Raw genomic sequence first — 22751 nt, forward strand, 5'->3', positions numbered from 1 at the left:
CATGACCGACAAGCAGGTCGTGCTCGGGGCGGCGGCGCCCGCGGGCCGGACGGATTTCGCCGTCCTCGCGGACGCCGCCCGCACCGCGGAGCGGGGACGATTCGACTTCTTCCTCGCCGACGGCGTCACTGCGGCGAACGCGCTGGCCGGATTCACCGACGCGGTGGGGCTCGCGGCGACGCTGGACACGACCTCCGCCGAACCGTTCGACGTGGCCCGAAGGTTGGCCTCGCTCGATCACCTGTCCGGCGGCCGGGCGGCGTGGAACACCGCGGCCCCTGCCGGCGGGCGGGCCGCCGAGTTCGTCGGCACCGCCCGCACCCTGTGGGATTCCTGGGCCGACGGCGTCGTGACCGTCGACCGCGGCGCGGGACGATTCGTGTCGGATCCCACCGCAGGCGCGTTCTATCACCGGGGCAGGCACTTCGACATCGGCGGACGCTTCACTGTCCCCCGCAGCCCGCAGGCGCAACCGGTGGTGATCGTGTCCGGTGACAGCCCGGAGACCCGGGATCTCGCCGCCCGGCACGGCGACGTGATCATCGCTCCTTTGAGCACGTTCGAATCCGCCCGCGCCGCCTACACCGACGTCGCGCGCCGGACGGTCGACGCAGGCAGGCCCGCCGGTGCGGTGAAGGTCCTGTTCACCGCGGCGTTCGCGGGCACCGCCGCGTCCGTCGCGGACCGGATCGTCCGGTGGGTCCGCGAGGACGCCGCGGACGGGTTCGTCCTGCCCTCCCTTCCCAACCCGGACGGACTCGACCCGTTCGTCGACACGGTGGTGCCGCTGCTCCAGGACCGTGGCGTTCTGCGCACCGACTACACCACCGCCACGCTGCGGCAGCACCTCGGACTCGGTGCCCCGCCCAGCCATCGTGCCGTCAATCCCCGCTCCCTCCAGAAAGTGCCCTCATGACCACTCCGTTGTCCGTTCTCGATCTGTCGCCCGTCAGCGAGGGCGCCACCGCCCGCACGGCGCTGCGGAACACCGTCGACCTCGCCCGGCACGCCGAGGCGTGGGGATACAAGCGGTACTGGGTGGCCGAGCACCACTTCGTCGGTGTCGCCAGTTCCTCGCCGGCCGTGCTCGTCGGGATCCTGGCCGCGGCGACCAGCACACTCCGGGTCGGTGCCGCCGCCGTGCAGCTGGGGCACACCACTGCGGCCGCCGTCGTCGAGGCGTTCGGCACCGTCGACGCGCTGTACCCGGGTCGCCTGGACCTCGGTCTCGGACGGTCGGGTCAGCGGCGGGCCGAGGCGCTGAAAGCGGTTGCCGAACGCAACAACCAGCCGGCCCCGCCCCGCCGGGAGACGGAGGTCCGCGACGGCGTGGTGATCCCCGCGCCGTTCGACCCGTCCGGGCTCCTGCTGTCCCCGCGGCTCGCGGCGGCGCAGTCGGTCCTGCAGCAGCCCGGCGCGCTGTCGCCCGCATTCGACCAGCAGGTCGACGACATCCTGGCACTGCTCGGCGGCACGTACCGCACCCCGGACGGGATCGAGTTGCACGCGAGTCCCGGTGAGGGCGCGGACGTCGAGGTGTGGGTGTTCGGCAGCAGCGCGGGGCCGAGCGCCGAACTGGCAGGCCGGCTGGGGCTGCCGTTCGGCGCGAACTACCACGTGAGCCCGTCGACGACCCTCGACGCGGTCGAGGCCTACCGCGCCGCGTTCCGCCCGTCGCCGACTCTGCCGAAGCCGTACGTCGTCGTCTCCGCCGACACGGTCGTGGCGGAGGACGATGCGACCGCGCAGGAACTGGCGTCGACGTTCGGGCACTGGACGCACAGCATCCGTAGTGGGCACGGCGCGATCCCGTACCCCGACCCCGCGCACACCGCTCCGCTCGGCGAGACGGAACGTGCGCTCGTCGAGGACCGGCTGATCACCCAGTTCGTGGGGGCGCCGGCCACCGTCGCGGACAAACTCGACAGTCTGCGAAGGCTCACCGACGCCGACGAACTGGTGATCACCAGCGTCACCCACGATCACGCCGACCGGTTGCGCTCCTACGAACTGCTCGCGGCCGAGTGGGGACTGCCGGGGTTGCTCGCCGCCTGAGACCCGCGATGATTGAACGCTGGTCCAATTGGGAATCCCAGGCCCATGGACACAGCAAATGCACCTGTGCCCGAGTCCCATGACGAGCTGGTCGAGCGGTTACGGCAGTACCTGAGCTCGATCACGTCGACGGAACTCGGTCCCGACGACGACTACTTCACCCTGGGACTGGTGAGTTCGTTGCGGGCACTGGAGATCGTCACGTACATCGAAGGCTCCCACGACGTCGTGGTCGAGGTGGAGGATCTCGACCTCGACAACTTCCGCACCGCGGCCCGGGTGGCGGGGTTCATACGGAGGAAGCGGGGCGAGCAGCTTCGTGCGACGGACGGGGCGTCGCCGTGATCGGACTCGACACACTCGTCGCCTCCGCCGAGACCGACGCCGGCAACTGGGACGAGACCGGGCTGCCGGTCGAGGTCATCGAGGCCGCCGCGAAGGCGGGTGTCCTCGGGCTGGACCGGACGACGGAGTGCCGGGGGCTGGGCCTGAACGCCGTCGAACTCGGCTCGGTCGCAGAAAGACTGGGGGCGGTCTGCACGTCGTTGCGGTCGCTGCTGACCGTGCAGGGAATGGTGAACGCCGCCGTCGATCGGTGGGGCACCGCCGAACAGCGGGCGAGGTGGCTGCCCGCCCTGACGACCGGTGAACTTCTCGCCGGGTTCGCCGCCACCGAAACCGGGGCGGGCAGCGACCTCTCCTCTGTGACTACCAGTTTCGAGGAGCACGGCACGGACCACCGCATTACCGGACGGAAACTGTGGGTCACGTTCGGCGAGGTGGCGGACGTCCTGCTCGTCCTCGGCCGGTCACCGGCCGGGCTGACCACCGCGCTGGTCGAGACGGACGCGCCGGGGGTGACCCTCGAACCGGTCCACGGTCAGCTGGGCATGCGCGGTGCCCGGATCGCGCACATCGCGCTGGACGGCGTCGCCGTCCCGGCCGACCACCTGATCGCCCCGCCGGGATTCGGACTGTCCCACGTCGTCGGAACGGCCCTGGACCATGGCCGGTACACCGTCGCGTGGGGGTGCGCCGGGATGGCGCGCGGGTGCCTCGCCGACGCCGTCGCGCACGCCTCCACCCGGGTGCAGGGCAGTGCCGTGTTGTCCGAACACGACTCGGTCCGCGCCATCCTCGGGCGCAGCTGGGTCGACGCGGCCGGCGCCCGCGCGCTGTGCGAACGGGCCGCCGAACAACGCGATGCGCGTGAGCCGAGCGCGCTGTTCACGACGATCGCCGCGAAGTACGCCGCCGCCCGCGTCGCCGCATCGGTGAGCGGGCAGGCGGTCCAGGTGCTCGGGGCCGCCGGATGCGCCCCCGGCAGCAGGGTGGGGCGCTTCTTCCGTGACGCGAAGATCATGCAGATCATCGAGGGCTCGACGGAGGTCGCCGAACTCCAGATCGGTGACTACGTGCTCGGGGGAGGTGTGCGATGACGGCAGACCCGCCGGTCACGATCGAGTCCGTCGCGCTGTGGTTCCCCGACGACGAGGTGACCGTGGCGGGATTGCCGGAACTCGACGAACTCCCGATCGCGCAGCGCGAGCACGCGCTGGGACTGGGCATCGACACGGTGCGGATCGGAATCGGTCTCGCCGAGGTGGATCTGGCCCGGGCCGCAGCGGAGGAGGCGCTCCGCACGTCCGGCCTCGACGCCACCCAGCTCGACGTGCTGCTGCTCGTGCAGGGCCGGGTTCCGCAGTATCTGCTCGCGTCCGAGGCGACGCGGCTGCAGCACCGCCTCGGCGCGACCCAGGCGTTCACGACCGGGGTGGGGGACCTCGGGTGCGTGTCCGTCTCGGCGGCGTTCACGCTCGCGTCGGCGCTGCTCCGCGGCGATCCCCGCTGCCAGAACGTGCTCGTCGTCGCGGCGGCGAAGACACCCACCCGGTCGCGGTACCGGTCGCCGATGACGCTCCTCGGCGACGGCGCCGCCGCGGTCCTGCTGACGACGTCGGGGACCGGACGGTACGAACTCGTCGACCAGATGATCCGCAGCGACGGAAAATACGCCGACCTGTTCCACATCGACTACCGCGACGTCCGCGAAGCCGACTGGATCGAGGAATGCGCCGACGAACCCACGTACTCGTTTCGCCTGGCGGTCGAGAGCCGGAAGCGGTTCACGGAGATCAACGCGGAGCTGCTGGCCCGGAACGGGCTGCAGCAGGACGGGATCGGCGTGTTCCTCATGCAGAACCTGTCGCTCGGCGCGTTCGCGTTCTGGCAGGAGGCGCTCGACGTCACGATCGATCCCGTCTGCCGCGACAACCTGGCCCGGTACGGCCACCTCGGCTCCGTCGACGTGGTGGCGAACCTCGAGCGCGTGGCGTCCGCGCAGGAGCCCGGCGACTACTGCGTGATCATGAACAGCAGCCCGGTCGCGGCGTGGAGCAGTGCGCTGCTCCGGCGCCTGCCGGACCGGCCCGGGCGGGGGGCGTGATCGCGATGGCGCCGACGGTCAAGTGCATGGTCTGGGATCTCGACGACACCATCTGGGACGGTGTCGTCCTCGAGCAGGACGCTCCCGTGCCGACGGCGGACGCCCTTCGCGCCCTGGACGTGCTCGATCGGCGCGGAATCCTGCACGCCGTGGCGAGCCGCGGCGAATTCGAACCCGCCGCCGCGCACCTGCGGATGCACGGCATCGAGGAACTGTTCTGCGCCATCGACGTCGGGTGGGGACCGAAGTCGGAGGCCGTGCGCCGCATCGCGGAGACCCTGAACCTGGGCCTCGACACCATCGCGTTCGTCGACAACGATCCCGTCGAGCGTGCCGAGGTGTCCGAGGCGCTGCCGCCGGTGCGGTGCTATCCCGCCGAGCAGATCGCGTCGTTCCCCGACCTTCCCGAGTTGACTCCGCCCGCCGTCACCGCGGAGGCGAGGCAGCGGAGGGCGCTGTATCGCGCGGAACGGATCCGGCAGGTGAGCGAACAGGAGTTCCGCGGGTCGAACGCCGAGTTCCTGGCCTCGCTCGACTTGGTCATGACGGTCCGCAGGGCGAACGAGGACGACCTCGAGCGCGCGCACGAACTCACCGTGCGGTCTCATCAACTCAACACGACGGGACGCACTTTCGGGATCGACGAACTGCGCGGGCTCTGCGCCTCCGACGATCACGAGGTGCTCGTCGCGTCACTCGGCGACCGGTTCGGCGGGTACGGCACGATCGGTCTCGCGGTGTCGGAGATCCGCGGCGACGATTCCGTCCTGCAACTGCTGCTGATGTCGTGCCGGGTGATGTCGCGGGGCGTCGGGACGGCGCTGATCCGGCACGTCGTGGAGCGGGCCCGCGCCCACGGCAGGCGGGCGCTCGCCGAGTTCGTGCCGACCGACGTCAACCGGGTCATGCTGGTGACGCTGCGATTCGCGGGCTTCGACGTCGTCGACCCGAATCCCGATCGGATGCTGTTGCGGTGCAACGACATCCGGAGTGCGGCGGCACCGAACGCCGATCACGTCACGGTCCTCTCCGAGGACGTGACGCCATGACGGACGTGGTCTCGAGCGGCGGAGTGACGTCCGGGATCCTCCGCCAGTGCAGGCGCGTTCCCGGCCGGATCGCGATCGTGGTGGGCGACCGTGCGCTGACGTACCGCGAACTCGACTCGGCGAGCGAGGCATTGGCGCGCAGGCTCGCCGCCCTCGGCGTGCGACCGGGCCAGGTGGTGCTGATCCACCAGCGGCAGAGCGCCGAAACGGTCGTCGGGATGATCGCGGCGCTGAGGCTGGGCGCGGCGTGGTGCGTGATCGAGCCCGGACATCCGGCAGGGCAGCTCCGCGCACTCCTCGGCGACATCGACTGCGGGGCCATCGTCTTCGGGTCCGCCGATCCGAAGACGTCACCGGAGACGGTCCGGGCACTGGCCGGCAGTGCGGGCGGACGGGTTCCGGCACTGCACGACCGGGATGCGAGCCCGGCGCCCGGAGACGAACCGGCGGTCGAACTTCCTGCGGACGTGCCCGCGGCCACCTCCGCCTACGTGATCACGACGTCCGGTTCCACCGGCATCCCCAAGGCTGTCGTCGCGAGCCGCGCCAACCTCGCGAGCATGGTCGACGGCCGCGACTACGACTACGACGAGGACGACCTGGTCACGTTCTCCGCGTTCCGCCTCACGTGGGACGGCTCCCTGCTGAAGACTCTCTGGGCGCTGTGCACGGGCGGCACCAGCGTGCTCCCGGCCGCGCACGAACTGATGGACGCCGAGGCGGTCGCCGCGCTCGCCCGGACGTGGCGGGCCACCCACCTGGTGGCGACCCCGTCGTTCTACCGGCTGCTGCTGCCGCACCTCGCCCCGCTGCGCGAGCGCCTGCGGTTGGTGACGCTTGCGGGAGAAGCCCTTCCGGGTGTGCTCGTCGCCCAGCACCGGGCGGTGCTGCCGGGGGTTCCGCTGAGCAACGAGTACGGGCCGACCGAGACCACCGTCAGCTGTCTCGCCCATGCGGTGCGCGACGTCCCCGCCTCGATCGCGCCGATCGGCAGACCTTTGGGCGCGAGCAGGGCGTACGTCCTCGACGCGAAACTGGTCGAGGTGCCGTACGGGGCCGTCGGGGACCTGTACGTCGGCGGTCCCCAGATCTCCGAGGGCTACGCGTCCCGCCCGGCGGCCACCGCGGCCCGGTTCGTCGCCGACCCCTTCGCGGAGCGGCCGGGCGCCCGGATGTATCACACCGGCGACCTCGCGCGCGTCGACCCGCACGGCGACATCGAATTCTGCGGCCGGTTCGACGGGCAGGTGAAGGTGCGCGGCGCCCGCGTCGAGAGGCACGCCGTGGAGGCAGTGCTGGAGAGCCACCCCGCGATCCACCAGGCAGTGGTCGTCGCGACCGCCGACGAACACGGGGAGACCGCCTTGACCGCGTTCTGGGTGCCCGCGGCCACGGCGACCGTGCTGCCCACACCCCGCGACCTGATCGCGCACTGCGCGGAACGACTCGTCGCGCAGGCCGTGCCCGACCGTTTCCTCGCGCTCGGCGCGCTCCCGCTCGCCCCGAGCAGCAAGGTGGACGAGGCGGCGTTGCGCCGGCTGCTCCCCGGCGGAGGTGGTGGCGTTGCCTGAACACCGTCCCGACACCCCGGGCCACGGCGAGACACCGTTCCCGCTGTCCTCCGCGCAATACGAGGCGTGGCTGGCGCAGCAACTCGCCCCCGACGTGCCGCTGTGCATCGCCCAGTACGTCGAGGTGCACGGCGACCTGGACGTCGACGTCCTGCGCGCGGCGACCGTCGCGACCGCGGACGAATTCGGATCGCCGTTCCTCCGGTTGATCGACAGGGACGGTCAGCCGTTCCAGATGGTCGACCCCGCCGCGGACCGCTCGATCGGGTTCGTCGACTTCCGCGACCACACCGAACCGGTGGACGCCGCACGCCGGTGGATGCGCGCCGACTGCGAGACCCCGCTCGATCCGACTCGCGACCGGCTCGTCGAATCGTCGATCCTCCGGGTCGGTGACGAACACTACCTGTGGTACAGCAAGATTCACCACGTCGCCCTGGACGGCTACGGTGCGATGACGATGCTCAACCGCATCGCGGCCCGGTATTCCGCGGCGGTGCTCGGCCGGGAACCGGCACCCGGCGAGGCCGCGCACCCCCGGCATCTGTACGACGCCGACCAGCAGTACCGGTCGTCGAACCGGTTCGCCGCGGATCGGCAGTACTGGGCCGATCGGATCGGCGGCCTCGGACCGGGATCGACCCTGGCGCGGCGGACGGGACCCGCGGTCGCCACGAGCACCGACGCCGCCGGGCCCCTCCCGGACGCCGCGGAGCGAGCGCTCGGCGAAGCAGGTACCCGCGGAACCGCCGCGATCATCGCCGCGTTCGCCTGCTACCTGTCGAGGATGACGGGACGCGCGGATGTCCTCGTGAAGATCCCGGTGTCCGCGCGCACCACCGCGATCCTGCGCAGGTCCGGTGGCATGGTCGCGGGTGTCGTGCCGCTTCCCGTGCGGATCCGCCCCGCGGACACCGTGGGGCAACTGGTCGAGCGGGTCCAACTGGACCTGATGGGTGCACTGCGACACCAGCGTTTCGGGCTCGGCGACATCCGCCGCGACGCGGGCGCCGCGGCGGCCCGGTCGCTGTCGGGACCGATGGTCAACGTGATGCTCTTCCATCAGGAACTCGCCCTCGGACCGCTCGTCGGCGAGTACCGCATCGTCACGTCCGGACCGGTCGAGGATCTGCTCGTCAACGTGTACCAGAGCGGGGCGCCGGTCCGGACGTTCGTCCACTTCCTGGCGAACCCCCACCGCTACGACGCCGGCGAGGTCGTTGCCCACCACCGGCGGTTCGTGGAACTGCTCGGCGACTTCCTCGCGGCCGGCGCGGACGCCGCGGTGGGCACCGTCCACGAGGAGACCGCCCGGCTCGACTTCTGGACGCGCACCCTGGCGGGTGCGCCCCCGCTGCTGGATCTGCCCACCGACCGTCCGCGCCCCGCACGGCCGTCCGGGCGCAGCGCCGCCGTCGACGTCGCACTGGACCCGGAACTGCGGCGCGGGCTGGCAGCGCTCGCCGAGGCGCATCGCACGGACGCCGCCACCGTCACGCACGCGGTGCTGGCGCTGGTGCTGGCACGATCGGCCCGCACCGGTGACGTCGTCCTCGGCACGCGGACGGGCACCGACGTGGTGGTGTCGCGGACCCGGGTGCGCGGCGCCGACCGGTTCGGCGACTTCGTCGACACGGTCCGGGACGCCGCCGCGCAGGCGGGCGCCCACCACGGCGTACCGGTGGAGGACGTCGCCCTGGCCCTCGACGTGCCGCGGTCCGCGTCCCACGCACCGCTCTTCCAGGTGCTGCTCGAATTCTCCGAGTCCGGTGGAGACCTCGGCGACCTCGATCTGCGGGTGACGGTGTCGGACACGACGGCCCGCTTCACCTACGCGACGGACCTGTTCGACGCCGCCACCGTGAACGGGTTCGCCCGGCGGTTCGTGCGGACCGCCGGCGCGGGTGTCGCGGATCCGTCCGTCGTGATCGGGGACATCGATCCGGCAGACCCGGACGAACACACCCTGCTGCGGGAATGGTCGACCCGGCGGGCGGATACCGCCGGCGAGACGACGCTCGGCGCGCTGTTCGCCGACCGTGCCGCGCGGAACCCCGGCGCCACCGCCGTCGTGTCGGGCGGCGAGCGCATCACGTACGGCGAACTCGACGCCCGGTCGAACCGCCTTGCCCGGCACCTCCTCTCGCTGGGGGTGGGCCCGGAGTCGACGGTCGCCGTCGCGATGCCGCGGACGGCAGCGCTCGTCGTCGCACTCGTGGCGGTCGTCAAGGCCGGGGCCGCGTACGTGCCCGTCGACGCGGATCACCCCGGTGAGCGTTCGGCGCTCGTCGTCGCCGACGCCCGGCCGGTGTGCGTGCTCGCGACCCGCGGCACCGCGGCCACACTGCCCGTGCCGGACGTTCCAATCCTGCTGCTCGATTCGACGGACCCCGAACTCGACGGGCGATCCGCGGACCCGCTGACCGACACGGAGCGGGCACCGGCCGATCCGGACTCGCTGGCGTACGTCGTCTACACGTCGGGATCGACGGGTCGGCCGAAAGGTGTTGCGGTGTCGCACCGCAACGTGGCGTCCCTCTTCACCGGCACCCGGGACCTGTTCCGGTTCGACGACACCGACGTGTGGACCATGTTCCACTCCCCGGCGTTCGACTTCTCGGTGTGGGAGTTGTGGGGCGCGCTGCTGCACGGCGGAACGCTCGTCGTCGTCGACCTCGACACCGCCCGGACACCCGCCGCGTTCCTCGCGCTGCTGCGCCGCGAGCGGGTGACGGTGCTGAGCCAGACGCCGACGGCGTTCTCCCAGCTGATCGAGGCCACCGAGGCCGACGGCGACGCAGGCCCGACGTCGTTGCGCTACGTCGTGCTCGGCGGCGAGGCACTCGACTTCGGGCAGCTGGAACGCTGGTACTCGCGCCGTGGCGAGGACGCGCCCGTGCTCGTGAACATGTACGGCATCACCGAGACGACGGTGCACGTCACCCACCTCCTGCTCGGTCGCGCACTCGCCGCCGCCGCGTGGACGAGCCGGGTGGGGCGGGCGATTCCCGGGCTCCGGGTGGCGGTGCTCGACGCGCGGCTGCATCCGGTGCCGGTCGGTGTGGCCGGCGAACTGTACGTGGCGGGAACCCAGGTGGCGCGCGGCTACCTCGGCCGCGCCGGGCTCACCGCGTCCCGCTTCGTCGCGGATGCGTCGGGGGCCCGGATGTACCGGACCGGGGACGTGGTGCGGTGGCGGCGGGACGGCGGCCTCGACTACCTCGGGCGCGACGACCTCCAGGTCGAGATCCGCGGATTCCGCGTGGAACTCGGCGAAGTCGAGTGGGTGCTGGGCCGGTGCGACGGTGTCGCGCAGGCCGTGGTGACGCTGCACGAGGATCCGGTGACCGGCCCGGCGCCCGCCGCGTACGTGGTGCCCGAGGCCGGTGCGGTCGTCGACCCGGCGGCCGTGCTGGAGTTCGCGGCAACCGCGCTGCCGTCGTACATGGTCCCGGCGTCGGTGACGGTCCTCGAGCGGCTGCCGCTCACCGTCAACGGGAAACTGGACCGGGCGGCACTTCCGGCGCCCGCCGACCACTCCGGCGCCGCATTCGTGGCACCGGGCACCCCCGCCGAGGAGTCGATCGCGGTCGTGTTCGCCGCGCTGCTCGGCGTGCCCGCGGTCGGGGTCGACGACGACTTCTTCGCGCTCGGCGGCAACTCGCTGGTCGCGGCGAAGATCGTGGCGCGGATTCAGGCTGTGCTCGGTGCGGCCGTGGGAGCGCGCGACGTCTTCGAGGCGCGGACCGTGCGGTCGCTCGCCGCCCGTGTGGCGCGGGCGGACTCGGCGAGCAGGCCGCCGCTGGTGGCCGGCGACCGGTCCGCGGCGGCGCCGGTGTCGCTGGCGCAGACGCGGATGTGGTTCCTCGACCAGTTCGACACGACGTCGCCCGCCTACAACATCGCGGCCGCCTTCCGGTTGCGCGGCCCGCTCGACGTCGCCGCACTGCACGAAGCGCTGACGGACGTCGTGGAACGGCACGAGGCGTTGCGGACGATCTTCCCGATGCGGGGCGACACGCCCGTGCAATCGGTCATTCCGGCGGCGGACGCACTGCGCCGCCTCCGCGCGGTACCGGTGTCGGGGGAGAGCGAACTCCGGGACCGGCTCGCCGCGGCACTGTCCGCGGGCTTCGAGGTGACCGCGCAGGTTCCGTTGCGGGCGCACCTGTTCGAGCTCGGCCCGCGTGATCACGCCCTCGCCCTGGTGGTCCACCACATCGCGGCGGACGCCTTGTCGCTGGGACCGCTCGCCCGGGACGTGACGTCCGCCTACACCGCGCGGGTGCGGGGGCATGCGCCGGATTGGGTGCCGCTCCCGGTGCAGTACTCCGACTACAGCGTCTGGCAGCGGACGCTGCTCGGAGCGGAGGACGATCCGGGCTCGCTGATGTCCCGCCAGCTCGGGTACTGGCGTTCCGCGCTCGCCGACGCGCCGATCGTCACGGACCTGCCGATGGATCGCCCCCGCCCCGAGCACCGGACGCTCGCCGGCGCGCGGGAGTCGTTCGACATCGGGGACCGCCTGCACCGGAAGGTGGTCGCTCTGGCGCGGGAACACGATGCGACGGTGTTCATGGTGACGCACGCGGCGTTCGCGGTCCTGGTGTCCCGCCTGGGGAGCACCGCCGACGTGATGATCGGATCGGCGGTGGCGGGGCGTGGAGAGGCCGTCCTCGACGACGTGGTCGGGATGTTCGTCAACACCCTGGCGCTGCGCACCCCGGTCCGCGGGGCCGACTCGTTCGCCGCGGTGCTCGCCGCCGTGCGGGACCGCGACCTGGAGGCGTTCGCGCACGCGGAGGTGCCGTTCGAGCGGGTCGTCGAGGCACTCGCGCTGCCGCGCACCACCGCCCACGCGCCGCTGTTCCAGGTGCTGTTCGAGTTCCAGGACGTCGAGCGGCCCACCCCCAGCCTGCCGGAACTGGACGTGGACGAGATCGACCTCGGTGTCTCCGTCTCCACGTTCGACCTGCAGCTGACCCTGGCCGAGCGGTTCGGGGAGGACGGGGCGCCCGCCGGGATCAGCGCCGGATTCACGTATGCCACCGACATCTTCGACGCCGCGACCGTCCGGAAGTTCGCCGAACGCTACGTGCGGCTCCTCGACACGGTGGTCGCCGACCCGGACGTTCCGCTGGCCCGGTTCGATCTGCTGTCCCCCGGCGAACGCGAGGCGTTGGTGCCCGTGCGCGGTCGGCCCACCGGCACCACCCGGCTGCTGCCGGAGATCCTCTCCGCCGCGGCCGCCCGCGACCCGCACGCCGTCGCGCTGTCGTACGGCAACGCGGTGATGTCGTACCGCGAACTCGACGACTGGTCGAACCGCCTGGCGTGGGTGCTGATCCGCCGCGGAACCGGGCCGGAGGACCACGTGGCGATCGGGCTCGTCCGATCCGTGGAACTGGTGGTGGCGGTGTGGGCGGTCGCGAAATCGGGTGCGTCGTTCGTGCCGGTGGATCCGAGCCTGCCGTCCGCGAGGATCACCGACATCCTCGCCGACTGCGGGGCCGTGGTGGGACTCACCGTCGCCGAAGAGCGCGATCGGATGCCGGACGGCGTGGAATGGCTGCACCTCGACTACCCGGGCCCGACACGGAGGTGGGAGTCGCGGTCGATCACCGACGAAGACCGGGTCGTGCCGCTGCGACCGGACCACCCGGCGTACCTGATGTACACGTCCGGGTCGACGGGCGCGCCGAAAGGTGTCGTGGTCCCGCACGCGGGGTTGCAGAACTTCACAATCGATCAACGCACGCGGTATGCGACGACGAACGCGTCGCGTGTGCTGAATCTCGCGTCGCCCGGCTTCGACGCGACGATGCTCGAATACCTGATGGCGTTCGGTGCGGGCGCGCGGCTGGTGATCGCGGCGCCGCACGTGTACGGCGGCGCCGCACTGACGGAACTGCTGGCGGCAGAGCGGATCACGCACGCATTCACCACCCCGGCGGTCCTGGCCACGATCGACCCGCGCGGCTTGCGGTTGCTGCGCGCCCTCGTCGTCGGCGGCGAACGCTGCCCGCCGGAGTTGCTGGCCCGCTGGGCGTCCGGGCGCACCCTGCTCGTCGGCTACGGCCCGACGGAGACGACGGTGATGTCGAACATCGGCGACCCGATGGCCCCCGGTGACCCCGTGCGGATCGGCCACCCGATGCGCGGTGTCCGCGAACTCGTCCTCGACGAGTGGTTGCGGCCGGTGCCCGTCGGCGTGGTGGGTGAGCTGTACGTGCTGGGGGACGGTCTGGCACGCGGCTACCACCGGCGGGCAGGCGCGACCGCCGCCGCGTTCGTGGCGAACCCGTTCGACCACCCGGGCTCGCGGATGTACCGCACCGGAGATCTGATGCGGTGGACGAAGGACGGCCGGCTGGAATATCTGGGCCGCAACGACTTCCAGGTCAAGCTGCGCGGCCAGCGGGTCGAGCCCGGGGAGGTGGAGGCGGCGCTCACCCGCTGCCCCGGTGTCGCGCAGGCGGTGGTCGTGGTGCGCCGCACACCCGCCGCCGAGGCGGTCCTCGCCGGATACGTCACGGCCGAGGACGGCGCGGATCTCGACACCACGGAGGTGCTGCAGTTCGCCGGATCGGTGCTCGCCCCGTTCATGGTGCCCGCCTCGGTGACCGTACTCGACCGGCTTCCGCTCGGCGCCAACGGCAAGGTCGACCGGCACGCGCTGCCCGAACCCGAATTCGCCCCCCGCATCTTCCGCGCGCCCGGCACCCCGTTCGAGTCCGCGGTGGCCGACGTGTTCGCCGAGGTCCTCGGAACCGGTGTCGTCGGAGCCGACGACGACTTCTTCGCGTCCGGCGGCAACTCGCTGACCGCGACACAGGTGGTCGCGCGCATCAACTCCGCGCTCGATGCCGACGTCGGTGTGCGGGACGTGTTCGAGGCCCCGACCGTGCGGGCGCTCGCGGCACGGATCGCCCGGGAGACCGCGGGCGGCGAGGCCCGGCCCACGGTGGCGGTGCCCCGGCGCCCGGACCCGGTGCCGCTGTCGTGGGCGCAGCACCGGATGTGGCTCCTCAATCAGTTCGACCCGTCCTCGCCTGCGTACAACGTCGCGATGATCGTCCGGCTGTCGGGCGACCTCGACGTCGACGCGCTCACCGCCGCGCTCGCCGACGTCGTGGAGCGGCACGAATCGCTGCGCACCCGGTACCCGTACGGCGACACCGGACCCACCCAGGTGATCGTCGGCGCGGGGCACGTCGCGCAACTCACCGTGTCGACGTCCGAAGATCCCGTACCCGGCCAGATCTCGGAACTCGTGTCCGCGGGATTCGACGTCGCCGCCGAAGTGCCGATGCGGGCCTGGCTGTTCGCACTCGGCGACCGGGAGCACATCCTCGTCGTCGTGGTGCACCACATCGCCGCCGACGGGTTCTCGATGGTCCCGCTCGCCCGCGACGTGCTGACCGCCTACACCGCGCGGTCCGAGGGTTGCGCGCCGGGCTGGGAGCCGCTGCCGGTGCAGTACCCCGACTACACCGTGTGGCAGCGGGAACTCCTCGGCTCGCAGGACGATCCGCACTCCCTGCTCTCCCGGCAACTCGACTACTGGCGGTCCGCGCTCGCCGATGCGCCCGCCGTGACCGAGTTGCCCACGGACCGTGACCGTCCGCCCCGTCGGTCGGCCGCGGGTGACCGGGTGACGTTCACGATCGGCGCCGACCTGCACCGCGAGGCGGTGGCGTCGGCGCGGATCCGGCGGTGCACCGTCTTCATGATCGTGCACACCGCCCTCGCGGTGTTGCTGTCCCGTTCGGGTGGTTCCGGCGACGTGGTGATCGGGTCGCCGGTCGCAGGCCGGGGCGAGGCCGTCCTCGACGACGTGGTGGGCATGTTCGTCAACACCCTCGTGCTGCGGACCCACGTGTCGGGGACGTTCGACACTCTGCTGGAGCGGGTCCGCGAGACCGACCTCGCGGCCTACGCCCACGCCGACGTGCCGTTCGAGCGGGTGGTGGAGGCGCTGAACCCGCCGCGCTCCCAGTCCCATTCACCCCTGTTCCAGGTGTTGCTCGAGTTCCGGAACACCGAGAACCCCGATCTCGCCCTCCCGCACCTCGAGGCCGAAGTCCTCGAACCGGACGTCGAGGTGTCCCTGTTCGACCTGCACCTGACGGTGCGCGAACGGTACGACGAGTGCGGAACACCGGAAGGGATGACGGCCGGGTTCACCTACACCACCGACATTTTCGACGAGGCGACCGTGCGAGCTCTCGCCGGGCGGTTCACCCGGATCCTCGCCGCGTCCGTCGCGGATCCGAGTGTCCCCGTCGGCGACGTCGACCTGTTGGCCCCGGACGAGCGCACCCGCATCCGCGAATGGAGCACGGCGGCCCGGACGTTCGTGCTCGACCCCCGGCTGCAGCTCACCCCGGAGGGCGTGACCGGCGCGGTGTACGTCGCCGACACGCGGGAGCCCCACACGTCGGCGCGCGCGACGGCCACCACGTTCGTCGCGAACCCGTTCGGGCCCCCGGGCTCCCGGATGGTCCGCACGGGCGGGCACGCTCGGTGGAACCGGTCCGGACGACTGCTGGCGGTCGACGCCGCCGGATCGCCGGCACGCTCGGTCGCGGACGCCGTGGCGAATCACCCGGCGGTCCGTGAGGCAGTGGTCCTCACGACCGCGACCGGTGTGACCGCCTTCTGGGTGCCTGCGGCCGCGGCGGCCGTGCTGCCGACTGCGGAGGACCTGCAGGAGTTCAGTGCCGGACGGCTCGACGCCCGCTCGGTGCCCACCCGGTTCGTCGCACTCGGGGCCGTCCCGCGAACGGCGGGCGGCGAGGTGGACGAGAACGCGCTGCGCGCACTCGTGTCCGAGGCGGAGCCGGCGGCGCGGCCACGCTGGACGGCGCTGCAACGGTCGGTGGCCGAACACTGGGCGGCCGTGCTCGGGCACGACGACTTCGGCCCCGAAGACGGATTCTTCGACGTCGGCGGCAACTCCCACCGCGTCGTGGAACTGCAGCGGCGTCTCGACGGGCAATGGCCCGGCGCCCTGAGGGTGGGCCAGTTGTTCGATCTCGTCACCGTGGCGACGCAGGCCGAGGCGCTCACGCATTCCACCGGCAGCGAGGCGTCCGCGCCCGCCACCTACGAGTTCTGACCAGCAGGGAGGAGGCAACCGTGACCGTGCGACATCCCACACCGGACGACGACGACATTGCCGTGGTCGGTATCGCCGCGCGCTACCCCGAGGCCGCGAACCTGGCGGAATTCCGCGCCAATCTCGCGACAGGCCGGGATTCGGTGCGTCCGCTGTCGCGGTCCCGGGCCGAGGCGACGGGGCTGGGGCCTCCGTCCCACTACCACCCGATGGGGTTCGTCGAGGACATCTCCACGTTCGACTACTCCTACTTCACCCTGTCGAAACGGGAAGCGTCGCTGATCGATCCGCAGCAGCGGCTCGCGCTGGTCCTCGCGTATCAGGCGGTCGAGGACGCCGGCTACGCGGTGACCGACTTCCGGGACAGCGCGACGGCGGTGGTGTTCAGTGCCGCCGCGTCGACGTATCCGGCGATGTGGGCGGAACCGGGTGTGCTGAGCACCCTGGGCAACGTTCCGTTCACCGTCCCTGCCCGGATCGCGTATCACCTCGGCCTCACCGGCCCCTGCTACGCCGTCGATTCGGGCTGCAACGGGTCGCTCATCGCCGTGCACCACGGCTGCCGGGAGCTGCGGTCGGGCGACGCCGACTTCGCCATCGCCGGCGGAGTGAGCCTGCGCGTGAACGGTATTCGCGAGGACATGGCGGAGGGGTCCGCGGAACTGATGTCACCCGGCGGCCGCTGCCGCGCATTCGACGCCCACGCGGACGGCACCGCGGTCGGGGAGGGCGGGGCGGCGCTTCTGCTCACCACGATGGCCCGCGCCCGCGCCGACCGCCTCCCGGTCCACGCTGTGATCCGCGGCACCGCCACGGTGTCCAGCGGTCATTCGTCCGCGACCATCAGTTCCCCGAGCGCCCGGGCGCAGGTGGCCGTCATCTCCCGGGCCTGGCAGAACGCGGGCCTCACCCCGGGCGACGCCGGGTACCTGGAGGCGCACGGTTCGGGAACCCCGCTCGGCGACGCCGTCGAACTCGAAGGGATCGCGGCCGCGTTCCGGGACCGCCCGGGCGTCCTGCCGATCGGATCGGTGAAGACCAACATCGGGCACCTCGACCACGCGGCCGGGGTGTCCGGCCTGGTGAAGGCGATCATGGCCGTCGAGCACGGCGAGCTGTACCCATCGCTGCACTTCGAACACCCCACCGGCGGAGTCGATCTGGCGGGCATCGGCATCGAGGTGGTCACCGGGGCCCGGATGTGGAGCGAGGACACCGGGCCGCGGCGGGCGGGGGTGAGTTCGTTCAGCCTCGGCGGCATCAACGCGCACTGCGTGGTGGAACAGCCACCGGAGCGCGCCGTCGCCGTCCGACCCGACACCGGCACCGCCCGGCTCGTGGGGGTGTCGGCGAAGAGCGTGGGCGCGCTGGCCGCGCTGTGCGCCGAACTGGCGACGGCCGTGCGCGCGTACGACCTCGACGACGTCGTCTTCACCCTCAACCGGGGCCGGCCGCACCACGACCACCGGGTGGCCGTGCAGGCACGCAGCATCGCCGAACTCTCGCGGTCGCTCGCCGTGCGTGGCGCGGAACTCGGCGGCCGCGGCGAGAACCCCGCACCGGCCACTCGTCCGCGCCCGGCCGTGGCGTTGCTGCTGTCACCCGACCGGATGCCTGCCGCATTGCGCGGCCGCGACCTGCCGCCGGAGCTTCCCGCCACCGGCGACGAGGCGGACCTCCTCGCCGGACAGATCGCCGTCCACGGGGAACTCCGTACCGTCGGCGTCACCGTCGACGCCGTCCTCAGCGGCGGAGTGTCCCGCTACGCCGCCCGGTACCTGCGGGATCCACTGTCGGCGGTGGACGCCACCGACCTCGCGGCCGCGGCCTCGAACCCCGCGATCGACACCGACAGGCTCGTCGCCGTCGCGAAGGGAATGCTCGCGGACGGACCCGTCGTCTTCGTCGAGCCGAGCCCGGCGGGGCGCCTCGGCGCACTACTTGCCGACGCGCTCCGGGACGCCGTCATCCTGCGTGCACCGGACACGTCCGAGGCGGTCACCGACCTTCTCGCCGGCCTGTACGAGCACGGAGTCGATCTCGACTGGGCGGCCGTCGACATCGGCGACGACTCCGCCTGGCGGGTACGCCTGCCCGGTCACCCCCTGCGCGGTTCGCGGTGCTGGTTCGACCTTCCCGGCGGGCCCGACCGGACCGGCACACCCGAAGTTCCTTCGGCGGAGCCGAGCCCGCAGCCGGTGACGGCGGCACCGGAAGACAGCCTCGACTGGCTGCAGACCACACTGCGCGAACTGCTCCACACGGAGCACGACGTCGGCGCCGAGGACGACTACTTCGACCTCGGCGGAAACTCGCTCATCGGCATGCAACTCGTCGACCGGGTGTCGGACCGGTACGGGGTGCGGCCCAAACTCATCGACCTCTACGAGCGGCCGAAGGTGTCGGACTTCGCCGCCCTCCTCGCCGGCGGCACCTCCGCGGCCGGTGGGCTGCCCCCGATCACACCGCGCGGCCGACACGTGATGTCGTTCGGCCAGGTACGCATGTGGTTCCATCATCAGCTCGACGCCGCCACCACCATCTACAACCTCCCGATGGTCAGCGACCTGCACGGTCCGATCGACGAATCCGCCGTCCGCGGAATGTGGGACGATCTCGCCGCGCGGCACCGGGTGCTGCTGTCCAACTACGTCGAGGTCGACGGGGAGCCGGAACTGCGCATCCGCGACTCCCTCGGCGACTTCTTCCGCACCGCCGACGTGTCGAGTGAACCGGATCCGGTGGCCGCGGCCCGCGCACTCGTACACGAGGCCGCGGCGGCGCCGTTCGATCTGGCCACCGACCCGCTCGTGCGGGCACTGCTGATCAGGCTCGGCCCGGACGAGCACGTCCTGCAGGTCACTACCCACCACTCCGTCAACGACGGGGGTTCGCCGAGAATCTTCGAGCAGGAACTGCCCGCCCTCTACGCGGCCCGCCGCGCCGGTCGACCCGCCGACCTCGCGCCGCTCCCCGTCCAGTACTGGGACTACGCCCTGTGGCAGCGGGAGCTGATCGCAAGCGCCGCGCTCGACGGCGAACTCGACTACTGGCGAACAGCGCTGCACGACGTTCCGCTGCTGCGGCTACCCACCGACTTCCCGCGCCCGGAGCGGAAGAACTTCACCGGGGCGTTCCACACGTTCACCGTCTCCGAAGAACTGACCCGGAGCCTGCGGGACGTGGCGCGGCGGGAGTCCGTGTCGCTGTTCGTGGTGCTGCTCTCCGCGTTCTACCTCCTCATGGCCAGCCGCAGCCACCAGCGCGACCTCGTGGTCGGGACACCGACGACCGGACGCAACCGGCCGGAACTGTCCGGCATGATCGGGTACTTCAACAGCACGGTGGCCCTGCGCGCCGACCTGTCCGGGGAACCGAGCATCGCGGAACTGTGCGCACGGGTGCGGGACGTCGTGCTCGGCGCCCTCGAACACCAGGAGATCCCGTTCGACCGCGTCGTCACCGCACTCACCGGCGACCGCGACCTGAGCCGGACGCCGCTGTTCGACGTCTGTCACGTCCACCAGGAACTGCCGGCGCTGCAGTCGCAGCACGGACTCACCGAGACGCTGTTCGACCAGGACGACCCCGCCGCCATCGCGTTCGGCGGGGTGCCGTCGGGCACGGCCAAGTTCGACCTCACCCTCGTCACCACGGAACGCGGCGGGGAGGACGACATGGCCGCGGGACTCGAGTTCAGCACGGAACTGTTCACCGAGCAGACGGCGGCCGGACTATGCGACGAGTACGTCCGCATCCTGGAAGGAATCGTGGGATCGTCTCGCACGCAGACTATTTCGATGTTCCTCACCGACTCGTCACCGGCGCCTGCGACTGCATCGCCTGTGCCGCTTTCGGTCGCGCCACCACTGGTCCCGGCCGACCGGCCCCGGCAGCCCGCCGACGGCGCCGGGTCGCCGAGCTATTCCGTGGCACGGGTGACGGCGACGCTCGACGGACACCCGGATCTTCCGGAACTGCTCGCCGCCTGGCTCACGCTGCTCGCCTGGTACACCGCCCAGGACGAGGTGGCGGTGGCCGTGCCACGGATCGTGGCCGTGGACCTGTCCGCGGAACCCACGTACCCGGAACTGGTGGAGACCGTGCGCCGGGAGCTGTCCTCGGATCGCCGCGCGGCCGACACGGCGGCGCAGCACTTCCCGGTGCGGTGCGACGGCGAACGCGGCACCGTCGACGTCCCGGCGGGCCCGTCACCGGTCGAACTCCGGCTCTCGTGGACGCGCGGACCCTCGGCACTCACCCTCCAACTCGACTACGCCGCCAACCTCTTCGACGCGAGCACTGCCGGGGCGATGCTCGCCGACCTCCGCCGGCTACACGCCGGACTGGTGGCTCACCCCGACCTGCCCACTCAGGAGGTGGCGATGGAATACGTGCATCAGGACGACACCGGTTTCACCACCGGCTTCACCTCGCGGGCAGCGCGATGAGGATCGGTGTGGTGGGGGCGGGAACCATGGGCGCCGGCGTTGCCGAAAGCCTGGCGCGGGCCGGCCACGACGTCACCGTCGTCGACCCCGACCAGCAGGCCATCGAACAGGCCCGGTCCCGGATGCGCGACTCACTGCGGCTGGCGATACTCCTCGGCCGGACCGGCGGCCCGAAACCCGCCGAGGTCACCGCGCGGGTGCACTGGACCGGGCAGCTCACCGATCTGCGCGACGCCGACGTCGTCATCGAATGCGTCCCCGAGCGAATCGACCTCAAGGAGAAGATATTCGCCGAACTCGACCGGGTCTGCGCGCCCGGCACACTGTTCGCGTCGTGCACGTCGGGCATCCCCGTCGACCGGCTCGCGGCGAGCACCACCAGGCCGGGACAGGTGGTCGGGATGCACTTCATGAACCCGGCACCGCTCAAGGACACCGTCGAGGTGGTGCGGGGGCCGCGGACGTCGCCGCAGTCGCTGGACCGTGCGCTGGCTCTCCTCACCTCATTGGGCAAGACCGGCATCGTCGTCGGCGACGGCCCCGGCTTCCTGTTGAACCGGGTCCTGATGCTCTGTATCGCCGAGGCGGCGGCCGCCGTCGGCGACGGGATCGCCGACGCGGACACCACCGACGCGTTGTTCGAGGGCTGTCTCGGCCACCCGATGGGACCGCTGCGCACCGCCGACCTGATCGGCCTGGACAACGTCCACGACACGATGACCGCGCTGCGCGAGTTGACCGGCGACGACCACTACCGCCCGCCGGCGACGCTCGTCGCCCTGGTTGAGGCCGGGCACCTGGGGCGCAAGACCGGGCGGGGATTCCATGAGTACCGGTGAGGTGCTGCCCCTCACTTACGACCAGATCGCGGTACTCCGCGCCCACCTCACCGAAAACACGTTCGGTCAGTACCTCGAACTCGAGGGCCCGCTCGACGAAGACCGGTTCTGCCGCGCACTACACCGGACGCTGTCCGAATGCCACGGCCTGCATGCCACATTCGTCCTCGACGGCCCCGAACCCGGACAGATCACCGGAACCGTGGTCACCGGTCCCGACGTCCTGGACGTCACCGCCCCCGGACTGCCCGCCACGACGTGGATCGACCGGGAACTGGCTCGGCCGATGGACCCCGCCTGCGGGCCGCTGTACGTGCACGTCCTGTTCCGGCTGCCGCACGGCCGGTACGGCTGGTTCCAGCGTTACCACCGCCTGGTCAACGACGAGCCGGGGATGGCGGCGATCGTCCGCCGCACCGTCGAGGCTTACGAGTCGGGGGAGGCGGCCACGACCGCGCCGCCGGAGACCTGGCCGTTCGCGCCGCCCACCGCGCCGCTGACGTCCGACGCCCGCTACCGTGAGAGCGTCGCGTGGGCGGACGACCGGCACTACTGGGAGCAGGTGCTGGACGGAGCACCGCGACAGGAGGTCCCACCCGGACCGGTCCCCGAAGGCGAGAACCAGCGCCACGCCACCATCCCCGCCGACGGCGCCCTCGTGCGGCTCGCGCGCCGTAGCGGCGGCGGCCCGGCAGCGGTCCTGCTCGCCGCACTGGCCGTCTACGCCCACAGCCGCACCGGCGTCGACGACGTGGTGATCGGACACCGGGAGCACGGCTCTGTCACACCCGTGCGGCTCACCCTCACACCGGATCTCACGTTCGACACACTGACCCGGCGTGTGGGACTGCAACTCCGCAGGTCCCGCAGGCACCGGTTCCTCGCCTCCGAAGACGCTGCGGGAGAACCGTGGTCGGTGACCGGCGGGATGCGCGAACCCCTCGGTGTCGAGCGCATCGGTGAGGGTGCCGTCGCCGTCGTGCAGCGGTTGCACGGCGCCGGCGACGGAGCGTTCGTGGAACTGGAGGACCGGGACGGCACCTGGGTCGTCGACATGCACGGCCGGGCCGACGCCCGGCAGGTCGCCGAAATCCTCACTGCCGCAGCCGCGGATCCGGGTGTCAGTGTGTGGGGGTCGGGTGTGGGGTTGGTGTGTGGTGGGTCGGGTGTGGGGGTGCGGTTGTTGCCGGAGATTTTGGCGGGGGGTGTGGGTTTGGGT

Annotated in this window: 11 protein-coding genes; all 11 read left to right on the forward strand. The window is 71.8% G+C overall.

The window, feature by feature from the left end; translation table 11 throughout:
* Position 1: 1 nt before the first annotated feature.
* Positions 2–916 (forward strand): LLM class flavin-dependent oxidoreductase, encoded by a 915-nt coding sequence (locus ACFU5V_RS29775; RefSeq protein WP_378703444.1) that lies wholly within the window; start codon positions 2–4, stop codon positions 914–916.
* Positions 913–2055, forward strand: a complete 1143-nt coding sequence (locus ACFU5V_RS29780; protein WP_378703446.1) for an LLM class flavin-dependent oxidoreductase — start codon at positions 913–915, stop codon at positions 2053–2055. Before ACFU5V_RS29775 ends, ACFU5V_RS29780 begins: the two co-directional genes overlap by 4 nt.
* 45 nt (positions 2056–2100) lie before the next feature.
* On the forward strand, positions 2101–2400 hold the full coding sequence (locus ACFU5V_RS29785; RefSeq protein WP_378430230.1) for an acyl carrier protein: 300 nt from the start codon (positions 2101–2103) through the stop codon (positions 2398–2400).
* On the forward strand, positions 2397–3494 hold the full coding sequence (locus tag ACFU5V_RS29790) for an acyl-CoA dehydrogenase family protein (RefSeq protein ID WP_378703448.1): 1098 nt from the start codon (positions 2397–2399) through the stop codon (positions 3492–3494). Before ACFU5V_RS29785 ends, ACFU5V_RS29790 begins: the two co-directional genes overlap by 4 nt.
* Positions 3491–4501 carry a 3-oxoacyl-ACP synthase gene (locus ACFU5V_RS29795; protein WP_378703450.1) on the forward strand — a complete coding sequence of 337 codons (1011 nt, stop codon included), beginning with the start codon at positions 3491–3493 and terminating at the stop codon, positions 4499–4501. Before ACFU5V_RS29790 ends, ACFU5V_RS29795 begins: the two co-directional genes overlap by 4 nt.
* Positions 4498–5550, forward strand: a complete 1053-nt coding sequence (locus ACFU5V_RS29800; protein WP_378430228.1) for an HAD-IIIC family phosphatase — start codon at positions 4498–4500, stop codon at positions 5548–5550. The genes ACFU5V_RS29795 and ACFU5V_RS29800 overlap by 4 nt, the downstream gene beginning before the upstream one ends.
* Positions 5547–7121 carry an amino acid adenylation domain-containing protein gene (locus ACFU5V_RS29805; RefSeq protein WP_378430227.1) on the forward strand — a complete coding sequence of 525 codons (1575 nt, stop codon included), beginning with the start codon at positions 5547–5549 and terminating at the stop codon, positions 7119–7121. Before ACFU5V_RS29800 ends, ACFU5V_RS29805 begins: the two co-directional genes overlap by 4 nt.
* Positions 7114–16242: an amino acid adenylation domain-containing protein gene (locus tag ACFU5V_RS29810; RefSeq protein WP_378703452.1), complete on the forward strand. Its 9129-nt coding sequence runs from the start codon at positions 7114–7116 to the stop codon at positions 16240–16242. The genes ACFU5V_RS29805 and ACFU5V_RS29810 overlap by 8 nt, the downstream gene beginning before the upstream one ends.
* 20 nt (positions 16243–16262) lie before the next feature.
* Positions 16263–20693 (forward strand): condensation domain-containing protein, encoded by a 4431-nt coding sequence (locus tag ACFU5V_RS29815; RefSeq protein ID WP_378703454.1) that lies wholly within the window; start codon positions 16263–16265, stop codon positions 20691–20693.
* Positions 20690–21532, forward strand: coding sequence for a 3-hydroxyacyl-CoA dehydrogenase family protein (locus ACFU5V_RS29820; RefSeq protein WP_378703456.1), 843 nt, complete (start codon positions 20690–20692; stop codon positions 21530–21532). The genes ACFU5V_RS29815 and ACFU5V_RS29820 overlap by 4 nt, the downstream gene beginning before the upstream one ends.
* Positions 21519–22751, forward strand: a 1233-nt coding sequence (locus tag ACFU5V_RS29825; protein WP_378703458.1) for a condensation domain-containing protein, incomplete at its 3' end; no start/stop codon positions are given. The genes ACFU5V_RS29820 and ACFU5V_RS29825, both read left to right, overlap by 14 nt.

The sequence above is a fragment of the Rhodococcus sp. NPDC057529 genome (assembly GCF_042802055.1).
Classification (GTDB): Bacteria; Actinomycetota; Actinomycetes; order Mycobacteriales; family Mycobacteriaceae; genus Rhodococcus_F.